Genomic DNA, 24,278 nt, shown 5'->3' with positions numbered 1-24,278 from the left:
CTGGAACCAGACCAACCCATGAACTGAGATGGGCAGCGGAAGGGAAGCGCGAACCAACGTCGGTCCCAACCTCGGCCAAGATTTGTTCAGCAGTACGGCGAGCGATTCCCGGGATCGTATCTAGCCGCTCAATGTCCTGCTGAAAAGGGTCGAGCCGTTTGGCTACCTCTATATCCAGTTCAACAATTTGTTCATTCAGAAAATCGATGTGAGTCAGCATGGTTCGGAGCATGATCCGCTGGTGGGCACTCATATTTCCACGCAAGGCTAGCTCTAGCTCTTCTTTCTTTTTCTTCAGCGTTCTTCGGGCGAATGCGGCCAGCTTTTCCGGATCTTCTTCGCCCTCGATCATGGCATCCATCATATCGCGGCTGCTCACCCCCATGATGTCAGAGACAACGGCAGCTAGTTTAATGTTGGCTCCTTCCAGCACTTTTTGGACCCGGTTGTGTTCGCGGGACCGTTCCTGAATCAGGCTGCGACGGTAACGAACTAATTCGCGAAGTTCTCTTTGGTTCCGGTCTGGGATGTAACTGGGTTTCAGCAGACCGTGGCGGAGCAGATTACAAATCCATTCTGCATCTTTTACGTCCGTTTTCCTGCCAGGAACGGCTTTGATGTGCTGGGCGTTAACGACGAGGAACTGAATCTCTTCAGCTTCCAGCAAATTCACGATCGGTTTCCAGAACACGCCGGTACTTTCCATGGCCACGTGAGTGCAGCGATGTTGCTTGATCCAGTCGATCAAATCAAGCAGGAAAACCGTGTGGGTACGAAACGTCTTAATCTCCTTTCCTTCGGGGGTTACGATGCAAGCAGTAATAGACTTCTTGTGAACATCCAAACCGCATGCTCGCTCGATCAGGACATCCATAATACTCACCTTTCTACGGCAGTTGAATTGAGAGGACTGGCGCAACAACCAGCAAAGGGTTACTCTACCCCGCGTGCTTCCTGAAAGGAGCGACATTCCGTGGTGCACCGTGGTCGTCGTAGTCAGACTAACGGATGGGTTCGTGACACCATAGCGCAACGACCTTCCTCACCAGCCGTAAGAATAGTATAAAACGTCGCACCAAAATTTTCATCCTCTGTGGCGCCCGACAGGGCATGGGGGGCTAACGGGCAGGATACTTTGGAAATAGAAGGTAATGTTTGATGGGTGAAGAATACATATTTGAATCAGTATACTCATGGAGGCACGAATGGATAGTCAAGTCGCGTTAATGGTAATTGATGTTCAGGTGGGTATGTTCCACGAAAACAATCCTGTATATAACAGCGATGTGTTATTGCGAAACATAAAATTACTTATCGAGCAAGCTCGCTCATCTAAAACTCCAATCATCTATATACAACATAGCGCAAGACCTGGGAGAGCATTGGAACATGGGACTCCAGGGTGGAAAATCCATCCGGATATCCTTCCAAGATTTGAAGATGAAGTTATCCAAAAAAAGACACCGAATTCGTTTTATGAAACTAATTTACAGGAAGTTCTCTTAGAGAAAGGGATAAAGAAACTTATTCTGACAGGAATCCAAACCGAACTGTGTGTTGATACGACATGTCGTCATGCAAGAAGTTTAGGGTATGAAGTAACGCTTGCAAGCGACTCACACAGCACATGGGCAAGAGGGGAATTGAGCGCTCAACAAATCATCGCTCATCACAATAGACTCCTTTGTTGGTTTGCGAATGTAGAAAAAAGCAATAACATTTTACTTTAGCCACTTATTGTTTAAGTAAGATTACGTCAATCCGTTTGAGACTACGCTACGCTTACTTGAAACGATAGCTCAATTTCTACGCCATGAGACCGCCACGGACTGAACTGTGGCCTTTTCCCCGCTAACGGGCAGGATAACGCAACAAGCATTAATGTAAAAACGTCTGAAGCATGGAGGAGGTGTACGATGAGGAAATCTTTGTTCATTGTATTCTTATTAATGTTTAGCTTATTGTTTTTTGCTTGCAATTCAAAAACATTTAAAGCTGAACCAGGCATTGAGGGATATGTTGTAGAAATAGAGGATGGAAGGTTTCTTGTCGTCAGCCCTGTGCCTGAAGACTTTAGTTCAACAGGTGGGGTTGAAGAGTTTTATAATGCCATTTGGTTCTCAAATGCTCCGAATAAGGTTCAAATCGGTCTAAAGGTTCAAGTATGGTTTGAAGAAGTGGCTATATCATACCCTGGTCAATCTGATGCAAAAAAGGTTTCATTTGTCCCAAGCAATAAACCTAACAACGCAAAATTAACCGAAGCAGAAGCCATTCGAAAAGCTCTAACAATACATGGGAATAATAAAGTACCTGTTATTAAATCAGCAAATTATGATGCGATATCCGATGCTTGGACTATTCATATTAAACAAGGGGAAGTTGAATCTAATGTTCAAATAGAGGATAAATAATCGTGCCTCCTCCCCCGCTAACGGAGACGAAAGCTTGGAATCTGGCGGAATGGCGGTCGGTCCGCTTGCCGGCGGGGTGCTGCTCGAATACTTCCATTGGGGCGCAGTGTTTTTGTTTAGTGTACCGGTTATGATCGTCTTGCTGATTACCGCGCCGATTTTGTTGCCCGAGTATCGTGATGCCGGATCCGGCCGATTGGATCTGTCAAGCGTGTGCCTGTATTTGGCGGCGATTATGCCTTTCATTTATGGGTTGAAAGAGTGGGCAAAGGACGGATTACATGGCGTACCGATGCTAGCAATGCTGGCAGGACCAGCATTCGGCATTACTTTCTTCGTCCAGCAGCGCCGAATGGACCATCCGCTGCTCGACTTTAAACAGTTGAAAGACTGTCGTATCAGCGTTTCCTTGGGGATGATGTTGCATTGTACTGCCGCAATGGCGGAATCGGCGGAATCGGATTAATTATCAGCCAGTATCTCCAATTGGTTGAGGGTCTGTCCCCGCTGAGAGCAGGAATTTGGACACTGTCGTCAATGTTGGCGGTAACGGTCGGTTCTATGCTCGCGTCTTCTATTGTCCGTCGAATTAGCCCAGGACATGTGGTAAGCACATGTTTGGTGATAACGGCTGTGGGGAGCCTATTGTTGACTCAAGTTGCCAGCTCATCCGGATTTGCGCTGCTTATTGCCGGATACGTGGTTATCGCGATCGTGATGGGGTCGATCGGTGTTCTTGCAACAGACTTTATCGTCGGTTCGGCCCCACCGGTAAGGGCGGGATCGGCATCGGCCATGTCCGAAACGAGCAGTGAGTTGGGCATGGCGCTTGGAGGAGCCATTCTCGGCGCGGACGGACTAATGCTCATCGCCCACGCCGCATTTACAGACGCTCTCAACGACATTACCGCGATCAGTGCCGACTTGGCGCTAATCGTGGCAGTCCTGGCTTTCATAGTCCTGCGCCGTGTACGAACTATTTAATAATACTCTTCTATAAAGGCAAAGAAATTCGTCTGATAAAGATGTCATGCAGCCTGTTTCATTTTATACAGGACCGGTTGATGCAGAGAAAAATGGTCACCGGGCAGGAACCTTACCGGTGACCGTTTCAACAATTTGATTTTAGAATACGCAATCAATCCAAATAAAGCCAACGCAATTATCGATCGGAAGTATTCCGATTTCAAGATCGATTCCCCGAGCAAAGCCTCTCCAATTGATCCTTATCTATTTCACAAGCTTCATTCGAATTGCAGTGACCACTGCCTGTGTGCGGTCCTGCGCCCCAAGTTTTTGCATGATATGGTGGATGTGCGTTTTTGTTGTGCCTTCAGAAATACATAAAATTGCAGATATTTCGTGATTTCTCTTACCGTAAGCAAGCAGCTGCAATACTTCCGTTTCACGCTCCGTCAAGGCACCAAGCAGCCGTTCTTTCCCGGGTGAATCCGAATCCGGCTCCTGCATGCCTGAAGTTAATATTTGGTCTAGAGCGCGTTTGGCCGTGCTGCTATTGAACAGGGTTGCCCCCCGGTGTATGGCCCGTATACCGCTCAGCAATTCATCGGTTTCCGTATCCTTCAATAAATAGCCGGAGGCCCCGGCACGAATCCCGTCAAACACATACTGTTCAACATCGAATGTTGTTAAGAGGACGACTTTTGTGTCAGGCAAAGCTTCAACGATAGACGTTGTTGCCATGATACCCGTTCCTCCCGGCATGTGGATATCCATTAAGACGATATCCGGAACGTTTCGCAATGCAATGTCGACTGCTTCTTCTCCGGTCGAAGCCTCACCGACCACCTGCATATCTTTTTGAATGTCCAATATGTAACGTAGTCCTTTACGAATGAAAGGCTGGTCATCCACCAGTACGATTCGAATCACCTTCCCGGTTTGCATGAAACGTCTCCTTATATGCCGTACTCGCTGTAATAGTAAGCGGAATAACAGCTTGTATCTTTAATCCATTCGGTGAATTTGCGGTGAAAACGATGCTCCCTCCGGCAGATTTGCATCTTTCGATCATACCGTTTAGGCCAAATCCAAAATTCAAAGGTTTCTCGTCGCTGAAATAACCGTCATCCGTAATGAGAAGCTTTACATGTTCATCCTCTTCTTCCACTACAATGTTAACCTGTTTCGCATCAGCGTGCTTGAGGATATTGGTTAACGCTTCTTGCAAGACTCTGTAGAGTATTACGCTGCATTCAACCGGCCACTCACCGATAGGTCCGATTTCTTTGTATTGTATCCGTATCATAGAATTGGCTTCGATATGAGAAACCAGGCCTTTCAGCGCGATCGGTCCCATGCCCTTCTCATCGTCCGACCATTCATTTACTGCTAGCCTTACCTCATCCATCCCTTTCCTGGCAACCTTCAGGATTTCGTCAACGCTGTTTGCCGCCCCAGCCGGATCTTGCGGAATCATCAGCTTCAACGCTTGAAGTTGAATAATTAGCGAGGTCATCTGATGTCCAAACCCGTCATGAATGTCGCGTGCCAATCTCGTACGCTCCGTCAGCGCAGCATACCCCATCGCCTGAACGGATGTTTGCTGCAATTCGGAATATGCCGTGTTCAGTTGTTCCAGTTGCTTTCGGTTCGTGCGATGCGCTTCGTGAAGCAGGCTTTGATTTCTGACCGCGATATACATTAGGACAGCTGCAATTAGAGCGCCATATGAGACCTTGTCGACCAGCATCATTGCAAAAATGAGGCAAACAGTGAAGACGGCGAGAGTAACGGTTGAACGATTCCATTTCGGATCGGCCACACCCAGCATATACAGCAGCGGCCAGAAAATGCGGTGATCAGGGTAATCGGAATGAACGATGCGAATGATGAGGGTTATGCCAGCAAGAATGCAAACCGCAAGGACATACCTCTTAGCATTCCACCATCCTTTAGGTGCTGCCGCCATCCATATGTAACAAGCCGCGAAGGCAGCGTAAACGATAAGTACGTGGATATGCAGAAACGGATACTCTGGCATGATCAATATGAAAAAGGCAACGATAAAGATAGTATGTGCGGCGCGGGCGTTAACGTGCTGAAATATGTTTTTATTCATTTTTCAATCCTTCATTCGGGTGGTTTACTTCATCATAACAGATGAATCCGTCTTGCACATCAATCGATCGATATAGACGCTAAATAAAAATCAACTGCAGATAGACGTAAAAGGAATTGCATTGTGTTATTTTTGGTGTGCAAAAGAAAACGAGGAGTGATTGCCATGGAATTGGCCAGAAAAGACGAAGATGTCAAGGAGAGAGGAAGATTGAAGTTTACAGGCATACAATTGCTGAAACGATGGCCCTCATTGGTGGCGTTAGCTATGGCCGCAACAGGGCTCCCTGCTTCGACGGATCCCATGTCATTTATCCTGATTCTCATCGCGCTTGTCTACCCGATTGCAGGCGCAATTCGCGGTCATCTCCGCGGGGCTCGTACCATCTTGATACAGGCGGCCGCATTACTGTTTTTCAGCATTATCGCGTTAGTGTCTCTGTATGTCGACAGAGAAACGGGACTGATCCTGCTTGCGGCAGGTTATATCGGCCATGCGGTCTGGGACTTTGCTCATTTTCGGAGCAACAAGATCGTCTGGCGGTGGTATGCGGAATGGTGCACTGTTTTGGATTTTTTTATTGCAGCCTTTCTGCTCGCACCGATATTCATGTAACAAGTGAGAGGACACCTTTGCAATTGCATAAAATCTGATGGGAAGCGGCATTGAATTTTTGACCATTACCATTGACCGCAGCATGATAAACCTGATGTATTACGAATCCCCTGCGCTGGGCGATCCTGCGCGGTGACGAGACCATAATCAGACTGTGACTCGCTCTTCTACCAGGAACTAATGAGCTTGAAACAGAAAGGGAATGATTCTAGATGGAATTGAAACGCTTGATGTACATGCTGCCGTGCCTATTCTTGCTCCTTGCCATGATCGCATGTGGTCAAGATCAACAACAAACAGCTCATCATTCTTCTACACCAGTCGAAGCCACATTCACGCTCGAACCGAGTCAACCTGCTGCCAGAGACAACGTTACTTTTGCAGTAACCGTTACCCAGGATGGTAAACCAGTGGATGATGCGAGCGAAGTCATATTTGAATGGTGGAAAGAGGGGCAAGAGCCTCATATGATGCTACCTGCTACTTTCCAAAACGATGGACTCTACATCGCCAAGCAGCCCATTACTGAACCGGGATCGTACTTCGTCTATTACCATGTGTCTGCACGTGATTTCCACACCATGAAGAAGATCCCTTTCACGGTTACTGCCACGAAAGAACCATCCGCTTCCGTAACGACACAAGATTCACCAGTTGAAACGATTGCTGGCAGTCAACATGAGCAGAGTAGAGTGGCACCACTGGTCATGGAACTACCCGCCACTAGGATCTCTAACGGAGACTAGAGATCCCTTACACTTCAGCAGTGAGGCTGCCGCGGTTCAATCGCGGCCTCGTTTCGCTAACTGGGTAGAATACTTCTAATTAGTGTTATTATAAAAAATGGATGTTTCTTTGTTCAACTTCAGAAAGGGCAGGCCTTGGTTGCGTTGGAAACTGAAAATTGGAGGGCGTTATTGAAATGGCTAAATTGATCTACCCTACTAACGTATCTTTGGACGGTTACATGGAGGACGAGCACGGCAATATCGAGTGGTCGATCTCCGATGACGAGGAGTTTGCGTTCTGGACTGACTTCCAGCGGCCGATTGGCACCTACCTATACGGGCGTCGAATGTACGAGTCGATGGTGTACTGGGAGACGGCGAGCGCCAAAAAAGGCGATCAACCGGAGGAAATGCGGGAATTCGCGCAGATCTGGCGAGCTGCTGAGAAGATCGTGTATTCTCGGACGCTTCAGGCCGTTTCAAGCGCCAGGACGAGGATCGAGCGCGAATTCGATCCTGATGCGATTCGGAGGCTGAAAGAGTCTTCAGATGCCGACATTACGATTGGCGGCCCCGAGCTTGCTGGGCAGGCGATGAGCGCGGGACTGATCGACGAGTGTCATCTGCTTGTTAATCCGATCGTCTTGGGTGGAGGTAAGCGAGCATTGCCGGACAACCTCCGCATGCGACTCGAGCTGCTCGGTGAGCGCCACTTCCGAAGCGGCGTTGTTCATCTTCACTACCGCGTGATCGTCTGACCGCGACGCTAGAGTGAAATTCAGGAGATACGCTTTCGAGCTTACTAAAATCAAGTGAAATTACGAAAGCCGGAAGTTATGAGCGTCTTCCATTTTTAAGCTAACGGATAACGATAGCTCCACGAGACAATTACGGCAGCCGGCACAAGATCGGCTGCCGTTGTCCGTTGAAGTAACTGGCAGGTTACACACAGCAATGGATAAGCAAAATCATTTTATTCATTATCACGATTGGTAGTTTTGTGTTTATTGCCTTTGCTGTCATAGGTGACCCATTCACCAACAGGCTCGCCCATGTCAAAATACCCTGAACGCTTTAATGTTCCCTCTGCACGATACCATTCCCAATAGCCATCTGGCTTATCATTAATCATTTTTCCCTTTGACCATATTGTTTTTCCGTTTGCGTGGTACTTTATCGTGTAACCATCAATAACTTCCAATTTCTTTTCCTTGACGCCGTTTGGGTGTATGAAGTCACATTTTTCATTTTCCATGGCTTGCCTCCGATATCAGCTTTTTGTTTATTATATCATGCTAAATGATAATGATTTATTATTGCCCTATTAGTGATCATTTTTCCTGTTTTTCTTCACTACCGGGGAACGATAGTTCAACACCAAAACGGCTGCCACGGGGCAGCCGTCATTGCGCTAAAGGGCAGATTTGCGTGAAAATGGGTAGGATAGTACGAAAGGGAATACGGTAAAGAACGAAGAATATATTCCTTTAGTAATGCAAGATGGTGAAGCAGCTGAAACATAAAAGGACATTTTGAGTAGTGCGATTTGATTTGAAAGTAGGTGATTGTATTGTCGTATTCAATTACGGTTCATCTTCCTTATGAACAGATTCCTTACCCGACAAACCCTGATGAACAGGATGCTTGGTATGAACATTATCTTAAACATGTTATTTTCGAGCGTCCTTTAGGAACGGATTCGATGATATATAACTATTGGCACTTACCTGCTTTGAGTATTGACTTAAAATTAATAGCGCAGATATATGATAATGGCTTAGAAGTTAAAGAACCCGACGCTCTTATGCTTTTACGTGAGGAAATAAAGACCCTCTCGAATTATTGGCATGAAAACTTATTGATTGCGGTAGCCTCCGAAAGTAAGGTCGACTTACTAAATCGATTATTTTTTCTTCACGAAGCAATTGAGATTGCTTTGAATACAAATGGGAAGCTAAATATATCGTGAGAAAATGAGCGAAGCAGTTGAAAAAGTTGTTAAGCTAACGGGTAACGATAGCGTGGAGCTGCCGCGGGGCGCTCCACTTTTATATCCGTTATTCAAGCGGGAGCAATGCGTGGTCACTGGATTTTCTAAAAATTCCGTTGCCTGGTCGATTGAAGTCATTCGCGACGGATCGATTGTAAGAAGAAAATTAAGTATTAGACTGGAAAAATAAAGTGTTAGACTAGGAAAATAAAGTTGTAGACTGAAAAAATAAAGTATTAGACTGGCGCCCGTTGGTTAAGTTAACGGGCAGATTTGCGGTATGCATAAAGCGCGTGCTTCTACTCTCAATACAATCCCCGTTGAAAGCTTCAAATATATACTCGCCAAAGCTCAATGCCGAGAAATTGCTGTCCGCGTAGTTGTAATGCTCTTGGTGACGCCCTTGCCCCAGATGTTCAAAAAAACACATCATATGGAGCTTGTTATCGTATTTGACATTCTGTCCTGCAGCGACTTGGCTCCGAACTGTCGGAAATTGACCTGGCCGTTCTCAATGACGAGCATCGCTTTCAGTCCGTTACTCGGCTCATGGCAAAGCCCCCCGTTATCGACAAGACCGCTGTCGTTTCGAATGACGTAAGTGCTCTATCTGAAGGTGCTCGACTCGACGACGGTATGAAAGCAGCTGTGCGGCTGGCCGGGAGACCGGCTCATGCAAAGTTTATCATTCGTTCGTTTCCGCTGTCACAAATCAGAGTATTACATCGTCATATTTGCAAAACGTAAAAGGAGCTGAATAACGATGAATGACTTGACGTGTATCATCATCGGAGGAGGTCATGCAGGGCTTGGAGCGCTCAAAGCAATGAAGGATACGACCCGGAACATGGCGAACGGGCGTCGGATTCGGTTTGTTCTGTTCGACAAGCAGCTCGGCCATGTGCGCAAAGTGTTGTTGTTCCGGCCGGCCGCGAGCGGGGAAGGGATTATGGTTCCATGGAAGCGCTGGCATTCGGAAGGAATCGAATTTGTGCAAGGTACGGTTAAGTCTGTGGAGAGCGGAAAGAAACTCATCCGATATACGGATGCACAAGGATGTGACGCTCAGATGTCGTACGACCTGCTGGTCGTGACGGTCGGCAGCATCGTTCGGAGGCCGGATCCCGATCAGGGCGGCATCGCTATGACCGACCCGCAAGCCGCGGCACACATTCGGGAGCGTTGGCGTGCCAATCTGCGGAAAGCTGCCGGCGAGTCGAACCTCGAGGAACGAAAACGATTGATGACAATCACGGTTGCGGGGGCGGGCATCAGCGGCATCGAAACTTCAGCCGAGCTGGCGCTCGCTATGCAGAGGGAAGCAGTGGCGTTGGGGCTGCGTTCGTCCGATATCTCCGTCTATTTGCTGAATGCACAGGAACGGCTTTTCCCGGAAGCGCCGGAGAAAGTTGGAAGGAAGTTGGATCAGACGCTCAGCGAATGCGGAGTGACGGTGCTTCATGGTCGTAAGGCGATGCGGGAGGAAGCAGGAGTTGTGAAGTTGAACATCGGCGGTTGTTTGGCGGCCGGCCTTTGCATATGGACGATTGGTCTAATACCCAATCCGGTCCTTCGCGGCATGGGCTTGCCACTTACTCCTGATGGGCAGGTACTGGTCGATGAATGTTATCGCGTCCAAGGGATGCCGGGCGTATACAGCATTGGAGACTGTGCGAGAATCGTCGATCCGAGAACCGGCAAGGCGGATCAGATGACGTGTAAAGAAGGCGGGTTACAGGCGACTAGATTGGGGAAAATTGTGATGGCTGATCTAAAGGGCCGCCCCGCGCCGATTCACGAATCGGTGATGGATGTCTTCTGCATAGGCATGGGGGAAAGTCGAGGGTTGCTCTGGGCACGCAAATGGGGACTTGATATAATCATAACGGGAAAGCTTGCGTGGAAAGCCAAGAAGCTGGCATGGGATTTAGCCAGCACGCTTCGATAGATACGAACTCTAGCATCCCGGAAATGACTGGCTAGCGCTTTCGGCATCATAAAAGCTAGCCAGAACCTAGCTCGTACGAAATCCAGATAAGCTTATCCGGGTATCGGCAATCTGTTGCAAATAGCGATGGAGCATTCATCCGCATCGGCAGGAATTGGTATAAAATTTTAATAATGGTTTCGTTCCTGAACAAAGTTGCTTGGGTGTGGTAATATTTAATTAAAGTTCAAATCGGAAGGGGTGAGGACAATGTTCAACTTACAATATCATAAATCTTGTCCTCGCGCCGTCATTATTTTATTTCAGCGTACTAGACTGCAAGAAGGGACACAGGTCATTGAGCAGTTACTCCTTGAATGTTATCTGAACCCGGTTATTTCTACGATTTGCACAACATTATTGTCTTCAAAAAAATCCAGATTTCCACTTGAACTTAACGTAACGTAATGATTTATGGTGAACTTGAGAGCAAGACGAACGCCGGCCAAAGGCCAAGAAAATCGGCAAAATAAATTTTGAAATCGAGGAGAAACGAATACGAGGAAACTTGTAGTCGTACGGGTATCATTGGTGGATATTAAATGATGACAATGATGAAGCAGGAAGACATATTTCGCTAGAGGAATGGGCGGACAGTATATTATTGTAAATGATGATAAGCGTATAGTTACTGTTTTCAAGCAATATGCAAGGTAATCGTACAAGTCCAATGGAATATTTCCAAAAATATATATTAGATTGACTAGCAAAATCGTTATACATACCGACATTGACTTTATTTCTGCTCTAAGATATTAAGTTAACGGAGAACGATAGTGGGAGCTTGCCTCGCGGCAAGCTCCTCATTGTTGATTAAAGTAACGGGCAGTTTTCTTGACAAGGAATGGATGTAGAATTGCCGAATAATATCAGGAAATACCTATAAAAAGGGGATTTGTAATGACAGAAATACGATGGCTAGGATAGAAGATGCAAGGGACTTGGGATTTGTCCATTCAGAATCTTACCGAAATACGTATAAAGGCATATTGCCTAACGATTTTCTAAATCAGTATACACCCGTCGATAGAGAGAGTACTTTTATAATGTTCTTATTCAAGGCTCGGAACGAATAGCAATTATGTTAGTTGACAATAAATGCTGTTGGCTGTTTGATATTGAAAGCTTGTAGTGACAAGGATTTGCAAAACAGTAGCGGTGAAATTTCTGCAATATATCTTGTTCAAAACTTTAGGGCTACAGCTGTTTAACTGGGGCTTAAAGAAATTAAAAGATCTTGGATATACTACGGCAATATTATGGGTACTTAAAGAAAATAAAAATGCTATTAGCTTTTATGAGAAACATGGGTTTAGGCATGATGGAATTGAAAGGAAAATTATTAGAGGCATAGAACTAAGCCAAATCAGATATCAAAAGGCACTTATATAATCGATATTTATATTTTCGTCCACAACTATGGAAAAGCTTCCGAGTAAAATACGAAACAAGGTGGTTTATCCTTTGGTGAGATAAATCTGTGGTGCAAAAACAATCATCTTGTCCATTCCAACGATTTTGATTAAAATCAGTTTATAAAGTAAAATTTGGAATAAAAGATATATTGTAGGAAATCCAGTACAAGGGAGCTTCCATTTTTACTTTATCTGAAAGCGCATTCACATTTAGTTTAACGTGTGCAAAACAATAATTACGGATGAGGTGAGGCATGTGAAGTTGAAAAAAAAGGTGCTTGCTCTCTTGACCGCCGTTTCCACATTCGCCGGCAGCTTCTTGGGAATGAGCGGCGGGAATCCGGCATTTGCCGGGCAAGACGCATCGGTTCAATTGTACGTGGCTGTAACCGGCAATGATTCAAATGACGGCTCCATCGACCATCCCTTTGCCACATTGGAGAAAGCGCGGGATACGATCCGTACGTTGAAAAGCGGTGGCGCTGTTCCTGCGGGAGGGATTACCGTCAATATCCGGGGAGGAGAGTACAGGTTTACCGGGACGTTCCAACTGGATGACCGCGATTCAGGTACCCCGAATGCTCCCGTCGTTTACAAATCGTATGGTGGCGAGCAGGTTTCGTTTACCGGAGGCGATACGTTGGACTCCTCTTTATTTACACTGGTGACGGACCCGGCCGTATTGCAGCGAATACCGCAGGAGGCCGGCGGCCATGTGCTGCAGGCGGATCTTAAAGCGATTGGAATAACCGATTACGGCATTCTGGGCAATAATTTGGCGGTGGCACCCGAGCTGTTCGTCAACGGCAATGTAATGACGCTTGCCCGTTGGCCCAATAACGGTTTCACCACGGTGAATCAGGTCGTTTATGCGGGCGATGCCGCAGCGGGTACCGGCTACACGTTTACATATAACGGCGACGGGCTGCATTCGTGGAAAAGCCCGGAATATACATGGATGCTCGGTTACTGGGGAAACGATTGGGCTACGAACGACCTGCAGATCAAATCGATCGATATGGCCAAGAAGACTATTTCAACCTACAACGCGTCCAGTTATGCCATGAAGGCGGGACAGCGCTTTTATTTCTACAACATTCTAGAAGAGCTTGATTTGCCGGGGGAATGGTACCTCGACCGCGGCACGGGCATTCTGTATCTTTACCCGCCGATACCGCTTAAGGGGAACAAGGTTCAATTGTCCCGGTTCGACAAAAACCTGATTGCGATGAACAATGCTTCCAATATCGTTTTCAGCGGCCTGAAGATAGAGGTGAGCCGGGGGAACGCGATCGATATTACGGACGGAGAGAACAACCTGATTACGCATTGCGAAATCAGCAAAATGGGCGGCTATGCCGTCAAAATTAACGGCGGCAAAAACAACGGCGTTTATGGCTCGAGCATCTACAGCATGGGGAATGGCGGCGTCTACTTGAACGGCGGCAATTTCACGACGCTGACTCCCGCAGGAAACTATGCCGACAACAATGATATATACAATTATGCAAGGATCAAATTAACGTATACTTCCGCGGTAGAGCTTAACGGAGTAGGCAACCGCGCCACCCATAATAAAATGCACGATGCGCCTCACCTGGCCATGCAGTTTAGAGGCAACGATCATCTTATGGAGTACAATGAAATTTACGATGTGGTCAAAGAAACGGCCGACGCATCGGCGATTTATTCAGGGAGAAGCTTCGTATGGCGCGGCAATGTGATTCGCTATAATTATTTCCATGATATTGTTGCAAGCGACCTGCGAGTTTCTACGGCTACCATTTATTTGGACGATTATATGAGCGGAGTGGAAATGCGCGGCAACGTCTTTTATAAAATCGGCAAACAGGCGTTCAAGCTGGCCAACGGCCGGGAGAACGTGGTGGAAAATAATATCGTCATCGATACCGGTACGTCGATCGCCTTCATGACGCGCGACTATAAGCCCGGCGAAAAAAACTATATTTCCTTAATGAGCAAATTCGATCAAGTTCCGTATCAGAGCGACATCTGGAGCCAGCGCTACCCTACGCTTCCGAACATACTGAACGACGACCCGCTGCTGCCGAAACGGAATGTGGTGCGCAATAATGTGATAATAAACAGCGGTTCGATCACAGGGGACAGCCGGAACATGCAGCTGGGCACGTTTGCGAATAACGTTTCGTTCGCAAATAAAGACGATCTCGGCTTTGTCGATCCGGCGAACGGCAACTTTCAGCTCAAAGACGACTCACTGATCTTCTCGCGCATACCGGAGTTCCAGCAGATTCCATTCGCCGAGATCGGCATCAAAGCGTCTGGGCTGCCTCCGGCTCAATCGGGCTTGGCGGTTTCGTATATTCAATACCCGCAAAACGCGGGCGATCTTGTCGTCAATTTGAATTTAAACGGGAATACTTTGGCATCGGTTCGAGACTTTACGGGCGCATTAACGGAAGGGACGGACTACAACAATCAGGGCAAATCGATCCTTCTGGCCAAATCGTATTTGGAGAAGCTTGCCATTGGTCCACATTCCCTTACGTTCTCCTTTAGCTCGGGGAATGTTGCTCTCCTGACAATCGAGGTCACTCCTCCAGCGAGTTCCCAGTTGGGCGCGTCTTCCATTAATTACTCCCAAAATTCAGGAGACAGCTCGGTGAGCATGGATTTGAAAGGAAATAGGCTGGTAGCCATCCAGGATGCATCCCGCACGTTAACGGAAGGCGTCGATTACGTAAATAACGGAACTTCCGTCGCTTTGAAGAAAGCTTATTTATCCAAGCTGGAGCTGGGGCAGTATACGCTGCGGTTCACTTTCAGTGCGGGAAGCGATGCCGTACTCATTCTCAACGTAGTGCATGCCAGCCTAGCGTTGAACAAGACGTACTTCGCTTCGTCCCAATGGAGCGCCGACTACAGCGCTTCCAAAGCGTTTGACGGCAGTATCGCAAGCAACAGCCGCTGGTCCGCGGAGAAAGGAAAGGTCACCAATCAATTCCTCGGCGTCGATTTCGGTGACGAAATCAAATATAATCAGGTCGTTATTAAGGAAGTCTCTTATGTGAGGGTCAACTCTTACATGCTGCAATATTCGGATGACGGTATTAATTATATCGATATTCCGGGAACCGCGGGTACTTCGATCGGAGCTAGCAAGACGATTAACTTTGCGCCGGTGACATCGCAATACTTGAGGCTTTGGATCAATTCCACCAAGTTGGAATCAGGCGTCTACAAGGAGCCGACGATCAACGAAATTGAAGTTTACTACATTCCGCAAGATGCTTCCATGAATCCGACGGAAACGGTTTTTGATAAAAATACGGCCGAACAGAAGGACATACCGGTTACGGTCGTCTTTAACGGCAACGATTTGATTGCAATCAAATCGGGCTCTTATACGTTAACCGACCGGGATTATTCTATCACGGACTCCGTATACGGAAGCAATGGAAGCACGATCCTGCTTAAAAAACAATTTTTATCGACGCTTCCGCTGGGAACGTCGAAGCTGACATTCGACTTTAGCGAAGGCAAAGACCTCGTCTTAACGATTCAGGTGTCCGATTCGACTCCTTCGCTTACGCTGATCGTGCCTGCGGATATAACGGTAGAGGCGACGGACGAGAGAACGGTAGTGGATATCGGCACAGCCACATCGTCGGTCGGAGCTACCGTAACCAACGATGCACCGAAGGATTTTCCGCTCGGGACGACGGTCATCACATGGACGGCTTCAAGCGCGAGTGGAGCGACGAAGACGGCTACGCAAACGGTCACCATAGTCGATACGAAGCCGCCGGTCATTACAGGCGCAGCAACGACGCAGCCGAACGCACACGGATGGTATAAAGAAGACGTCACGGTTCATTTTACGGCAACCGACAGCGGCTCCGGTCTTGCCTCGGTGACGCCCGACGTTGTATTGACAAAGGAAGGCGCGAATCTGACCGTGACGGGAACGGCCGTTGACAAGGCGGGCAACACGGCGACGTCTTCGGTATACGGCATTCGGATCGATAAAACGAAGCCCGTGGTCGCTATTCACGCTGCTGCTTCGTATAAGACCTCGGATTCGTTGACGGTTACATATGCCGTGTACGATGTTATATCGGGCGTCGGCAATGTGACCGCAACCTTGAACGGGCAGCCGGTTGCAAACGGGCAGGTTGTGAGTCTGGCGCATATGGCGGGCCGCAATACGTTAGCCGCGACCGCTGAGGACCTGGCCGGCAATGTAACCGTCCAATCATTTACCTTTGACGTGTCGATTGCAGCATCCGTGGATTTGAACCCTGGCACGCTGAATAAAAAAAGCGGCGGAGGCGCCAATTCGATGACCGCTTATATCGAACTGCCCTCGGGTTATGATCCCTCGCTGATTCAGGCGACGTCCGTTAAATTAAACGTGAACGGGGTATTCGTGGATGCGCAGACAGCGCCTGCGGAGCTTGGAGACTATAACGGCAATAAGGTCAAGGATCTTATGGTCAAATTCGACAGACAAAAAGTAATCGCAGCGCTGGGCAGCGTTTCCGGCGATATCAAAGTAACCGTTAACGGCAGCTTGAATGATGGTAAGAGATTTGAAGCAACGTCGACCATTATAGTAACCGAATAATGGATTCGCGCAGTGATTTGCACAAAGGAAGCAGTCGTGGCTGCTTCCTTTAATCTTACTAACGAATTAAGAGCAGAGCGAGCGCGGTTTTGTGGAGATAGCGATAATGTTGTGAAGTCATTTTTTAAACAAAAGGAGGAACCAACATGGTAAATACATATAACGATTTAACCTATTTACACTTGGATAGCTCTCTTATTCAAGCCAAAAGCAACGTTAGCATCGCAGATCTGGAGGAAGCGGCGAATTCTACCGTTCTGAATGTGGACGGTATTGCTTCCCCGGTGATCATACAATCCATCGAGCTGTTGTTCAACAATGGATTGTATTTCTTACGGACCCGATCGAAGGATGGTTCTGAGGGGGTTGCTGTGGCAAGCGAACGTGCAGCTTATTTGCATCCTCTGCTCAAGCAGCTGATCATCCCTTACTTTATAGGTAAGGATGCAAGAGATTTGGAATTGCTTTTGGATGGTGTTTATGTGTACCAAAGCAACTATAAGCTGTCGGGGCTTGCTCTGTGGTGCTGCATATCATGGGTGGAGGCAAGCCTGCTTGATATGTTAGGCAGAATAAGCGGCAAGCCGATCGGTGACCTGCTCGGAGGCGTCATTCGAAACGAGATCCCTATATATGTGGCAAGCGGCAACAGGGGTACAACGCCTGAAGAGGAGATTGAAGTGCTGCAGCAAAAAGTCGCTGAGACGGGTGCAAGGGCTGTTAAATTCAAAGTGGGCGGCCGAATGAGCAAAAATGCCGATTCCATAGAAGGGCGCTCTGAAGCGCTTATTTATTTAGCACGCAAAACGTTCAGTAATGATTTCGCCATACATGCTGACGGAAACGGTTCCTATGATCCTCCTGTAGCTATCAAATACGGCAAGATTTTGGAGGAGATTGGTGCTTTCTTCTATGAAGAGCCTTGTCCATTCGAGCATCTTGAAGATACCAAGGAGGTTGCGGATGCTCTTCAAATTCCTCTGGCCTTCGGCGAACAAGAAACCAGTATAAGGCGGTTCCGATGGATTATTTATAATGATGCCGCTCAAGTGGTACAGCCTGATTTACAGTATAATGGAGGGTTTATAAGGAATACCCGTGTTGCCAGAATGGCTGCTTTAAAAGGCATGCCTGTCACACCACACATTTCCGGCGGATATGGGTATATCTATATGCTTCATTTTGCAACGTACATTCCGAATATTGGGAAGTTCCAGGAGGATAAGGCGGGTGTTAAAGTGAGCGACTACCTGTTCACTCCGCAAATGGAAGTTAAAGACGGCGTCTTTCGAGCGCCTACGGGTCCCGGACTTGGTATGGATTATTCGGTGGTTAACAAGGTTCTACGTAAAGCTTACCTCGTTTAAAGCTGTCGGTTGTCGTAACGGGTGCCGGGGAGGTTATCGAAGAGGATAGCTGCATATTATAAAGGAACTAACAGACCTTCTAGTCGGAGGGGGTTCCAATAAATCTGGGGCGGCCGCGAAGCCGAGAGAGTCGCGAAACGGGCGACGGCGTTCGTTCGGGACCGTTATAACCGGAGCCTTCCTAGTACCGTTCCGAATGAGCGTGAAGTTCGATCGGTAACAAGTTTGTAATCATGGTAAAGGAGCAACGCGATGAACAAATATGAATCCTTAATCGGCGTCGTTATCGAGAAGCTGGATCAAACGTATCGGGATTTAAGCATGGTCCGAAATGGACTGGCCAGTGCGCTGGAAGGCCAGTCCGACGAATCGATCCGCGATACGCCGGAGCTGATTCAACAAATAGCCAAGAGTGGAGCTGCCATCAAAGCAGCTCCTTATTCATTCCGTACTTTTAACTTGGCCCGATGTTCTCTCGGAGCTATGCCCCTAAACTGCTTGAATTGCTTATTGAAATAGCTTAAGGAGTGGAAGCCACATTCATAAGCGATTTCGGTAATCGATTTGTCGGTATGATCCAAATAATAAAGGGCCGATTGCAGCCGAAGTCGACTAATAAACTCATTAGGAGAGAGACTCGTAAGCTCTTTAAATTGTTTGAAAAACATCGTTTTCCGCATATTCGACATGACGATCAATTGATCCATTTCGATCTCTTCCGTAAAATGAGACAGAACGAATTCTATTACTCGAATCATCGCCTCATTCGGCTTTCTCCCCATAGAGGAAACATCCCGAAATCCTTCTAAATAATAACGAAATATCGACACGAGAATATCGACAAAGTACAAATATTGCTTAGCCTGCCATCCGGGAAGCTTCTGTTCCTCCTCAGCGACTGCTTGCTTTGCAGCAGCATGAATCAAGCCGGCAAATGGCGATTGTGCCGGTATTAACGGGGAGAAGCGGCAGGCGGCCGTATAAAACGGCTGAAGCAATTTACTTCCTTCCGGAATGAACTTGACGATTGACGGGGAAAACAGCAGCATAATCCATTTCACCGGTTTTTCCGTGCTTTGCGCAAGATTATAGTGCGGTTCAAAGGGACGGAACACAAAGACGTCTCCAGGCTTCCCGTAATAGTCGCGGTCAACAAGACGGTATTTTGCGTCGTTCTCCAGTAATATGCTCACTTCCAAAGCGTCGTGCAGGTGCATGTCATGCTCGGTTAAAGCTCCTATCTTTTGCACGAAGTTCAATTCACGTTCCAGTCGGATATCATCGTAATACATATAAATCCTCCGTGAAATCCCATCATCGTTAGGTTACTAATATCGTCAACTAATTGTATCCTAGCTTCTTATGAACAAAAATACAATTTATTGGTTGCTTTCGAGCAGTTTTTCCGTCGGGCTTGCAGTACATTGAAGTCATAACGCATAAGGAGGAGAACCTGTTGACACAAGCCATTTCTAATTTTGTACTAACGGAGCAAATGATCGAAGAGTTTTATCGCGAGGGCTATTTCTATGCGCCGGGATTGATTACTCCTGAAACGGTAGAAAAAATCAACCTGGAGCAGGCGGATTTCGTGAGCAAATCCGAAAGCGGGGAATGGAAATCCAATGGCTTCATTCATTTTGACAAAAGCGCCGCGCAGTTCCCGGAAACGGCAAACATGCTTTCATCCGCAGCCTTGATCGATATTTATGAGAAAATACTTGGTAACGAAGTAAGGCTATGGATGGGGATGTATGCCGTAGTGCATCCGCATGGGGAAGGATTGGCTTGGCACCAAGACAACATGTATACGCACATTTTAGGTCATATGCTCAACGGGTTTATAGCCCTCGATACGATTACGCAAGAAAATGCAGGCTTGTGGCTTGCACCGCGTTCCCATCGCTTAGGCCGTCAAGCGAATATTAACGAGGCCGGCGCTAAACATCGACGAGCTGCAGACCCTGAGAATGGAATGCCATGCAAGCCGATGGCGCCCGGAGATGCCGTTATTTTTCACAGAGAGACGCTGCATCACAGCAAAACGAATAATACCGACAAGCCGAGAAGAGCCTATGCTTTCCAGGTAGCATCGTCTGCTTGTCGATATGCGGAAACGGGCAAACTGCTGACGGACCGCGAGCTGCTGTCTGCGCTGAAGAAATAATGCATGAAATCTATTATAATATTATATAAAGCATCTACATTAAAAGCCGTGTAACTTACGGCTTTTTTTCTATTAAATCAACGGATAGGCGTTGCCGTGGCGCCTAGCCCAACCGGTCCATGGGTAGGGCTCAACAAGCCCGTTATCGATGTCGGCAGCGTGTGAAATTTTCAAGAATAAACAATGCGATACTATCTGCCAGGATACGTACACCACCTTTATTGTTGGAAGACAACACATGATACTAAATAAATATGGGCTTTCCTTATGCGACTTATTTTAACTGATTTTACCAAAAGCAACCTGTTCTTACTATAAGAATATATAATCAGCAGCGCCGCAGCTCTCTTTGATGTTGTTGAAGTAACGGGCAGTTATGCTTAACAATCTAATGTGATAAAATGAAAACGTCAATTCGATCAAGGACTGTTGATGTGCTTTAAAATGGAGGTTTATGAGAAAACTAAGAAAACACCTATTGAATCTTGCGTTGGGTGAGTTAGTAGCCGCTTTTTCTTTTTTGGTTGTATATAAAATTTATTTAGATTTAGGAGTGGCGAGCTTGCTTGCGCTATCATTCCTAGTGTTTATATTATTTCAAGGTGTTTTGTATTGGGTATTTAGATCTTATTCAACAGGTAAACAGAAACCATTTTTAATGCTGAAAACCCTGATTGTGCTTAGAAGTATGAATCTTATTCTAGCTGTGTTAGTAATTATTTTATTGATAATACTCGTACAGAATAAAAGAGACCTAATTGTAGGTATGTTAATTTATATTTTTTCCGTGATAGAATATATAAATTATTATTGGTATCGTTTAAGCTACGGGAAATCAGGTTTCAATATTATATTGCTTATTCAAGCCGGCTTACAGCCGTCGAGTATTCATAAATTATTAAAAAGAAAATAAATCTCTAAACTATTGATAACGGGAGCACATTAACAAAGAGCTGCCAAAATAATTCAGCTAACGGGAGACGATAGTTCAGCGATCCAGGAGCAGTTTGCCATCGAGGCGGCTGCTCCTTCTGTCGTTAAACTAAAGGGCAGTTTAGCATAGGATGGTACCATTTATTAAAGTCGCCATTTGGAGAATTTGATACGAAATGAAACCTTCTAAATCATAAAAAATATGAAACATTGCTTGACCTTGGAGTTACCCGAGGGTTTATCATGGTCATTGTCAGAGGAACATATTGGAAAGGAGGGGTTTGGTGTATACAATTGGCGAAATATCGAAAATCGTTAAAACATCAGTTGATGCACTAAGGTATTATGATGAAATTAGCTTGCTAAAGCCCGTACACGTTGAAGAGAGTAACCGTTACAGGTACTATTCAAAAGAGCAAGTTAGCCAACTATTATTAATAATTGAACTTAAGCAATATGGTTTCAGCTTAGATGCCATCAGGGAACTACTACATAATGGAGCGTATTTGGACAGACAAAGGTTAAAACTAGCCTTAAGTGCAAGGGTTCAACAACTTGAGATTGAAAAAAACGCTCTAGAGAAGACAATCGCTTCTGTTAATCGAAGAATAAATGAGATAGAAAGGGATGAAAAGGGAATCAGTGCGAAGAAGATTTTGGTTGTTGATGATGTAGTTTTTATGCGACAAATCCTGGGTGAAATCTTAGAAAAGCATGGTTATTTCGTTGTTACGGCGGAGAACGGTCAACAAGCTGTTGACAAGTTTGCTGATGAACAACCAGACATTGTTATCATGGATATTAAAATGCCTATAATGGACGGCATAACTGCAACAAAAAAAATAAAGGAGATCGACAAAGACGCAAAAATAGTAGCTTTGTCCGCTAAAGGCTTCTTGCCTGTAATTTTAGAGATTCTTGAACAAGGAGCGAGAGACTTTGTAGTAAAACCATTCCAAGAAGAAACCATTCTTGATGCCTTAATTAGGATATACGATGTAAATGTTACTTTTAACGAACAAACATTCCAAGCTATAAAAAAAGAATTCGGAGAAGACAACACAAATAATGAACCAATGTCACAAGAAATGATTTCAAAAGTGCTTCAACTTTGCACTTGGGAGTATGACGAACGCACTCGTGAAGAAATAAAAGAGATCATGCAATATCAGTCCTAAATAACAAACCCCTATTCTAACGAGTGGGGGTTTGTCATCCAAATTATTTTTGATTATTTGCTCAACTAACGGAGAACGATAGCGTGGAGCTGCCAACTTGGGCAGCTCTTCTTGATGTTCATTGAAGTAACTGGCAGATTACTTTAGTTACAACATTAACCTTCGGGAAAATACAAGCTCTACTGCGATGCCCAACCGATACATTCTTATCTAATCAAAACTTTACCTATACCCTTGGCAAGGCAGCATGTTACCATATTACTGTTGTCCGAAAATTTACCAGTACCGGGGGTATTTTAATATATGAGCATTAACTTACAAGATTGGATTCAGGAAGCCGATTTGGTGAGCATGCAAAAGGCAATGTCTTCGGGTGAATGTACATCCGAAGCCCTCGTCCTTGCATATATCGAACGCATTCATAGGTATAATCCTCTGATCAATGCCGTATTAGAGATCAATCCAGATGCTCTTGAAATAGCAAGGAATCTTGACCTTGAGCGAAATACAACAGGTAGTAGGGGGCCGCTGCACGGAATTCCAATCCTGCTAAAGGATAACATCGATACGTACGACCGGATGCATACGAGCGCTGGTTCAATCGCATTGGCTGAGTCGTTTGCTCCTGAAGATGCGTTCGTAGCCGCAAAGCTCCGGGCTGCTGGCGCTGTTCTTCTAGGTAAGGCCAATATGACCGAGTGGTCGAACTTTATGTCCAATCGTATGCCAGCTGGATACAGTTCCAGAGGAGGATATGTGTTGAATCCATATGGACCTGGCAAGCTCTTCGTCAGCGGATCAAGTTCAGGATCGGCTGCAGCCGTAGCGGCGAACCTGACAGCAGCAGCGATCGGAACAGAAACCGCAGGTTCGATTATTGGGCCGGCCAGCCAACACTTTCTCGTCGGAATAAAACCTACTGTAGGGCTTGCGAGCCGCAGCGGAATTATCCCAATCTCTATAAGTCAGGATACGCCAGGACCGATTTCAAAGACAGTCACTGATGCAGCGATTCTACTTGGGGCAATCGTCGGGATTGACGAAAACGATAAGGCAACTTGGACTAGCACACATCGTACTTTTCATGACTACACAACTTATCTAGACCGAGACTTTCTGTGTAAAACTCGAATTGGGATTCCTAGACATTACTATCGGTCGTTGGATGAAGAAAGACTTTCCATCATGGAATCCGCCATTAATGTTCTGCGTGAGCAAGGTGCTACAGTTATCGATCCTGTGGACCTCCATTTGGAACAGCATCCATGGAACAATGATGTTATCTGCTACGAATTCAAAACAGGCCTGAATCGCTATTTATCAAAGTTGAACTCGGATCTGCCCGTACATTCTCTTCAAGATCTGATAGCTTATAATCAGAAACACGCTGCATCCGCATTGAAGTTTGGCCAAGATAATCTGATTCGTTCGGAACAAAATGCGCTAAACGAGACAACATATCAACTTAAACGACAAGAATATAACCATCCGGCTGTAACGCAAGGGATTGACTATGTACTCGATCAACACGGCTTAGATGCTTTAATGTTACCCGGTGACGTTGATGGCATGTACATTGCTGCCCGGTTAGGGTATCCCCTTATTACGGTGCCCGCCGGTTATTCAGCAAAAGGAACAATTGATGCTGATGGCGATTCGACGCAGGGGCCATTTGGTGTTGTCTTTTCCGGGAGGGCTTTAAGTGAGCCCACGCTAATCAGCATCGCCTATAGTTTTGAGCAGGCAACACTAATCCGTCGTCAACCAGAAATGGGCTAAGCTAACGGAGAACG

Annotated in this window: 20 protein-coding genes and 2 pseudogenes; 16 read left to right on the top strand and 6 right to left on the bottom strand. The window is 46.3% G+C overall.

Features of this window, described 5'->3' with window-relative positions:
* Nucleotides 1-874, bottom strand: an 874-nt coding sequence (locus tag ACFQI7_RS16315) for an IS110 family RNA-guided transposase (protein WP_377517118.1), incomplete at its 3' end; no start/stop codon positions are given.
* Nucleotides 875-1,205: 331 nt separating this feature from the next.
* Here ACFQI7_RS16315 and ACFQI7_RS16310 point away from each other — a divergent pair.
* The 3 genes from ACFQI7_RS16310 to ACFQI7_RS16300 all read left to right on the top strand — a co-directional run bounded on the left by ACFQI7_RS16310 (nucleotide 1,206) and on the right by ACFQI7_RS16300 (nucleotide 2,880).
* Nucleotides 1,206-1,730 (top strand): cysteine hydrolase family protein, encoded by a 525-nt coding sequence (locus ACFQI7_RS16310; RefSeq protein WP_218103298.1) that lies wholly within the window; start codon nucleotides 1,206-1,208, stop codon nucleotides 1,728-1,730.
* A 186-nt stretch (nucleotides 1,731-1,916) separates the two neighbouring features.
* Nucleotides 1,917-2,414, top strand: a complete 498-nt coding sequence (locus ACFQI7_RS16305) for a DUF3221 domain-containing protein (protein WP_230415761.1) — start codon at nucleotides 1,917-1,919, stop codon at nucleotides 2,412-2,414.
* A gap of 34 nt (nucleotides 2,415-2,448) precedes the next feature.
* Nucleotides 2,449-2,880, top strand: a complete 432-nt coding sequence (locus tag ACFQI7_RS16300; protein ID WP_218103299.1) for an MFS transporter — start codon at nucleotides 2,449-2,451, stop codon at nucleotides 2,878-2,880.
* A 187-nt stretch (nucleotides 2,881-3,067) separates the two neighbouring features.
* Here ACFQI7_RS16300 and ACFQI7_RS16295 read toward each other — a convergent pair whose 3' ends face one another.
* The 3 genes from ACFQI7_RS16295 to ACFQI7_RS16285 form a co-directional block, all read right to left on the bottom strand.
* On the bottom strand, nucleotides 3,068-3,370 hold the full coding sequence (locus ACFQI7_RS16295) for a hypothetical protein (RefSeq protein WP_218103300.1): 303 nt from the start codon (nucleotides 3,368-3,370) through the stop codon (nucleotides 3,068-3,070).
* Between the two features lie 274 nt (nucleotides 3,371-3,644).
* Complete coding sequence (locus tag ACFQI7_RS16290) at nucleotides 3,645-4,322, bottom strand: response regulator (RefSeq protein WP_218103301.1); 678 nt, start codon at nucleotides 4,320-4,322, stop codon at nucleotides 3,645-3,647.
* A complete protein-coding gene (locus ACFQI7_RS16285; protein WP_218103302.1) occupies nucleotides 4,282-5,496 on the bottom strand; it encodes a sensor histidine kinase in 1,215 nt (404 codons plus the stop codon). Before ACFQI7_RS16285 ends, ACFQI7_RS16290 begins: the two co-directional genes overlap by 41 nt.
* A 165-nt stretch (nucleotides 5,497-5,661) precedes the next feature.
* On the opposite strand from ACFQI7_RS16285, the gene ACFQI7_RS16280 reads away from it, so the two are divergent.
* The 3 genes from ACFQI7_RS16280 to ACFQI7_RS16270 all read left to right on the top strand — a co-directional run bounded on the left by ACFQI7_RS16280 (nucleotide 5,662) and on the right by ACFQI7_RS16270 (nucleotide 7,597).
* The gene (locus tag ACFQI7_RS16280) at nucleotides 5,662-6,111 is read left to right on the top strand and encodes a hypothetical protein (RefSeq protein ID WP_218103303.1); all 450 of its coding nucleotides are present in this window, start codon (nucleotides 5,662-5,664) and stop codon (nucleotides 6,109-6,111) included.
* Between the two features lie 212 nt (nucleotides 6,112-6,323).
* A complete protein-coding gene (locus tag ACFQI7_RS16275; protein ID WP_230415763.1) occupies nucleotides 6,324-6,857 on the top strand; it encodes a FixH family protein in 534 nt (177 codons plus the stop codon).
* A 176-nt stretch (nucleotides 6,858-7,033) separates the two neighbouring features.
* Nucleotides 7,034-7,597 (top strand): dihydrofolate reductase family protein, encoded by a 564-nt coding sequence (locus ACFQI7_RS16270; RefSeq protein ID WP_218103304.1) that lies wholly within the window; start codon nucleotides 7,034-7,036, stop codon nucleotides 7,595-7,597.
* Between the two features lie 215 nt (nucleotides 7,598-7,812).
* Here ACFQI7_RS16270 and ACFQI7_RS16265 read toward each other — a convergent pair whose 3' ends face one another.
* Nucleotides 7,813-8,094 (bottom strand): toxin-antitoxin system YwqK family antitoxin, encoded by a 282-nt coding sequence (locus ACFQI7_RS16265; protein WP_218103305.1) that lies wholly within the window; start codon nucleotides 8,092-8,094, stop codon nucleotides 7,813-7,815.
* A gap of 315 nt (nucleotides 8,095-8,409) precedes the next feature.
* Between ACFQI7_RS16265 and ACFQI7_RS16260 the strand changes: the two genes are divergently transcribed.
* The 5 genes from ACFQI7_RS16260 to ACFQI7_RS16240 all read left to right on the top strand — a co-directional run bounded on the left by ACFQI7_RS16260 (nucleotide 8,410) and on the right by ACFQI7_RS16240 (nucleotide 18,207).
* Complete coding sequence (locus ACFQI7_RS16260) at nucleotides 8,410-8,808, top strand: hypothetical protein (protein WP_218103306.1); 399 nt, start codon at nucleotides 8,410-8,412, stop codon at nucleotides 8,806-8,808.
* Nucleotides 8,809-9,592: 784 nt separating this feature from the next.
* Nucleotides 9,593-10,777, top strand: a complete 1,185-nt coding sequence (locus ACFQI7_RS16255; protein WP_218103307.1) for an NAD(P)/FAD-dependent oxidoreductase — start codon at nucleotides 9,593-9,595, stop codon at nucleotides 10,775-10,777.
* Between the two features lie 1,170 nt (nucleotides 10,778-11,947).
* Complete coding sequence (locus tag ACFQI7_RS16250) at nucleotides 11,948-12,208, top strand: GNAT family N-acetyltransferase (protein WP_377517111.1); 261 nt, start codon at nucleotides 11,948-11,950, stop codon at nucleotides 12,206-12,208.
* A 279-nt stretch (nucleotides 12,209-12,487) separates the two neighbouring features.
* The gene (locus ACFQI7_RS16245) at nucleotides 12,488-16,840 is read left to right on the top strand and encodes a X2-like carbohydrate binding domain-containing protein (RefSeq protein ID WP_218103308.1); all 4,353 of its coding nucleotides are present in this window, start codon (nucleotides 12,488-12,490) and stop codon (nucleotides 16,838-16,840) included.
* 146 nt (nucleotides 16,841-16,986) lie between these two features.
* On the top strand, nucleotides 16,987-18,207 hold the full coding sequence (locus tag ACFQI7_RS16240) for a mandelate racemase/muconate lactonizing enzyme family protein (protein ID WP_218103309.1): 1,221 nt from the start codon (nucleotides 16,987-16,989) through the stop codon (nucleotides 18,205-18,207).
* Between the two features lie 437 nt (nucleotides 18,208-18,644).
* Here ACFQI7_RS16240 and ACFQI7_RS16235 read toward each other — a convergent pair whose 3' ends face one another.
* Nucleotides 18,645-19,499: an AraC family transcriptional regulator gene (locus ACFQI7_RS16235; RefSeq protein ID WP_218103310.1), complete on the bottom strand. Its 855-nt coding sequence runs from the start codon at nucleotides 19,497-19,499 to the stop codon at nucleotides 18,645-18,647.
* Between the two features lie 164 nt (nucleotides 19,500-19,663).
* On the opposite strand from ACFQI7_RS16235, the gene ACFQI7_RS16230 reads away from it, so the two are divergent.
* The 5 genes and pseudogenes from ACFQI7_RS16230 to ACFQI7_RS16210 all read left to right on the top strand — a co-directional run bounded on the left by ACFQI7_RS16230 (nucleotide 19,664) and on the right by ACFQI7_RS16210 (nucleotide 24,264).
* Nucleotides 19,664-20,374, top strand: coding sequence for a phytanoyl-CoA dioxygenase family protein (locus ACFQI7_RS16230; RefSeq protein ID WP_218103311.1), 711 nt, complete (start codon nucleotides 19,664-19,666; stop codon nucleotides 20,372-20,374).
* Nucleotides 20,375-20,828: 454 nt separating this feature from the next.
* Nucleotides 20,829-21,287: a hypothetical protein gene (locus ACFQI7_RS16225; RefSeq protein ID WP_377517106.1), complete on the top strand. Its 459-nt coding sequence runs from the start codon at nucleotides 20,829-20,831 to the stop codon at nucleotides 21,285-21,287.
* A 304-nt stretch (nucleotides 21,288-21,591) separates the two neighbouring features.
* A pseudogene (locus tag ACFQI7_RS16220) lies at nucleotides 21,592-21,789 on the top strand (MerR family transcriptional regulator); the annotation flags it as partial.
* Between the two features lie 156 nt (nucleotides 21,790-21,945).
* A pseudogene (locus tag ACFQI7_RS16215) lies at nucleotides 21,946-22,290 on the top strand (response regulator); the annotation flags it as partial.
* A gap of 498 nt (nucleotides 22,291-22,788) precedes the next feature.
* On the top strand, nucleotides 22,789-24,264 hold the full coding sequence (locus tag ACFQI7_RS16210; protein WP_218097938.1) for an amidase family protein: 1,476 nt from the start codon (nucleotides 22,789-22,791) through the stop codon (nucleotides 24,262-24,264).
* The last annotated feature ends 14 nt before the right edge of the window (nucleotides 24,265-24,278 follow it).

This window comes from Paenibacillus allorhizosphaerae, assembly GCF_042659105.1.
GTDB lineage: Bacteria > Bacillota > Bacilli > Paenibacillales > NBRC-103111 > Paenibacillus_G > Paenibacillus_G allorhizosphaerae.
The sequence above is the reverse complement of the archived record's forward strand: the minus strand, read 5'-3'. Positions and strand labels throughout refer to the sequence as shown.

Coding starts and splice junctions, on each gene's coding strand:
- ACFQI7_RS16310 (WP_218103298.1), top strand. CDS start 1,206: ATGGATAGTCAAGTCGCGTTAATGGTAATTGATGTTCAGGTGGGTATG.
- ACFQI7_RS16305 (WP_230415761.1), top strand. CDS start 1,917: ATGAGGAAATCTTTGTTCATTGTATTCTTATTAATGTTTAGCTTATTG.
- ACFQI7_RS16295 (WP_218103300.1), bottom strand. CDS start 3,370: ATGAAAGCCAGGACTGCCACGATTAGCGCCAAGTCGGCACTGATCGCG.
- ACFQI7_RS16290 (WP_218103301.1), bottom strand. CDS start 4,322: ATGCAAACCGGGAAGGTGATTCGAATCGTACTGGTGGATGACCAGCCT.
- ACFQI7_RS16285 (WP_218103302.1), bottom strand. CDS start 5,496: ATGAATAAAAACATATTTCAGCACGTTAACGCCCGCGCCGCACATACT.
- ACFQI7_RS16280 (WP_218103303.1), top strand. CDS start 5,662: ATGGAATTGGCCAGAAAAGACGAAGATGTCAAGGAGAGAGGAAGATTG.
- ACFQI7_RS16275 (WP_230415763.1), top strand. CDS start 6,324: ATGGAATTGAAACGCTTGATGTACATGCTGCCGTGCCTATTCTTGCTC.
- ACFQI7_RS16270 (WP_218103304.1), top strand. CDS start 7,034: ATGGCTAAATTGATCTACCCTACTAACGTATCTTTGGACGGTTACATG.
- ACFQI7_RS16265 (WP_218103305.1), bottom strand. CDS start 8,094: ATGGAAAATGAAAAATGTGACTTCATACACCCAAACGGCGTCAAGGAA.
- ACFQI7_RS16255 (WP_218103307.1), top strand. CDS start 9,593: ATGAATGACTTGACGTGTATCATCATCGGAGGAGGTCATGCAGGGCTT.
- ACFQI7_RS16240 (WP_218103309.1), top strand. CDS start 16,987: ATGGTAAATACATATAACGATTTAACCTATTTACACTTGGATAGCTCT.
- ACFQI7_RS16235 (WP_218103310.1), bottom strand. CDS start 19,499: ATGTATTACGATGATATCCGACTGGAACGTGAATTGAACTTCGTGCAA.
- ACFQI7_RS16225 (WP_377517106.1), top strand. CDS start 20,829: ATGAGAAAACTAAGAAAACACCTATTGAATCTTGCGTTGGGTGAGTTA.
- ACFQI7_RS16210 (WP_218097938.1), top strand. CDS start 22,789: ATGAGCATTAACTTACAAGATTGGATTCAGGAAGCCGATTTGGTGAGC.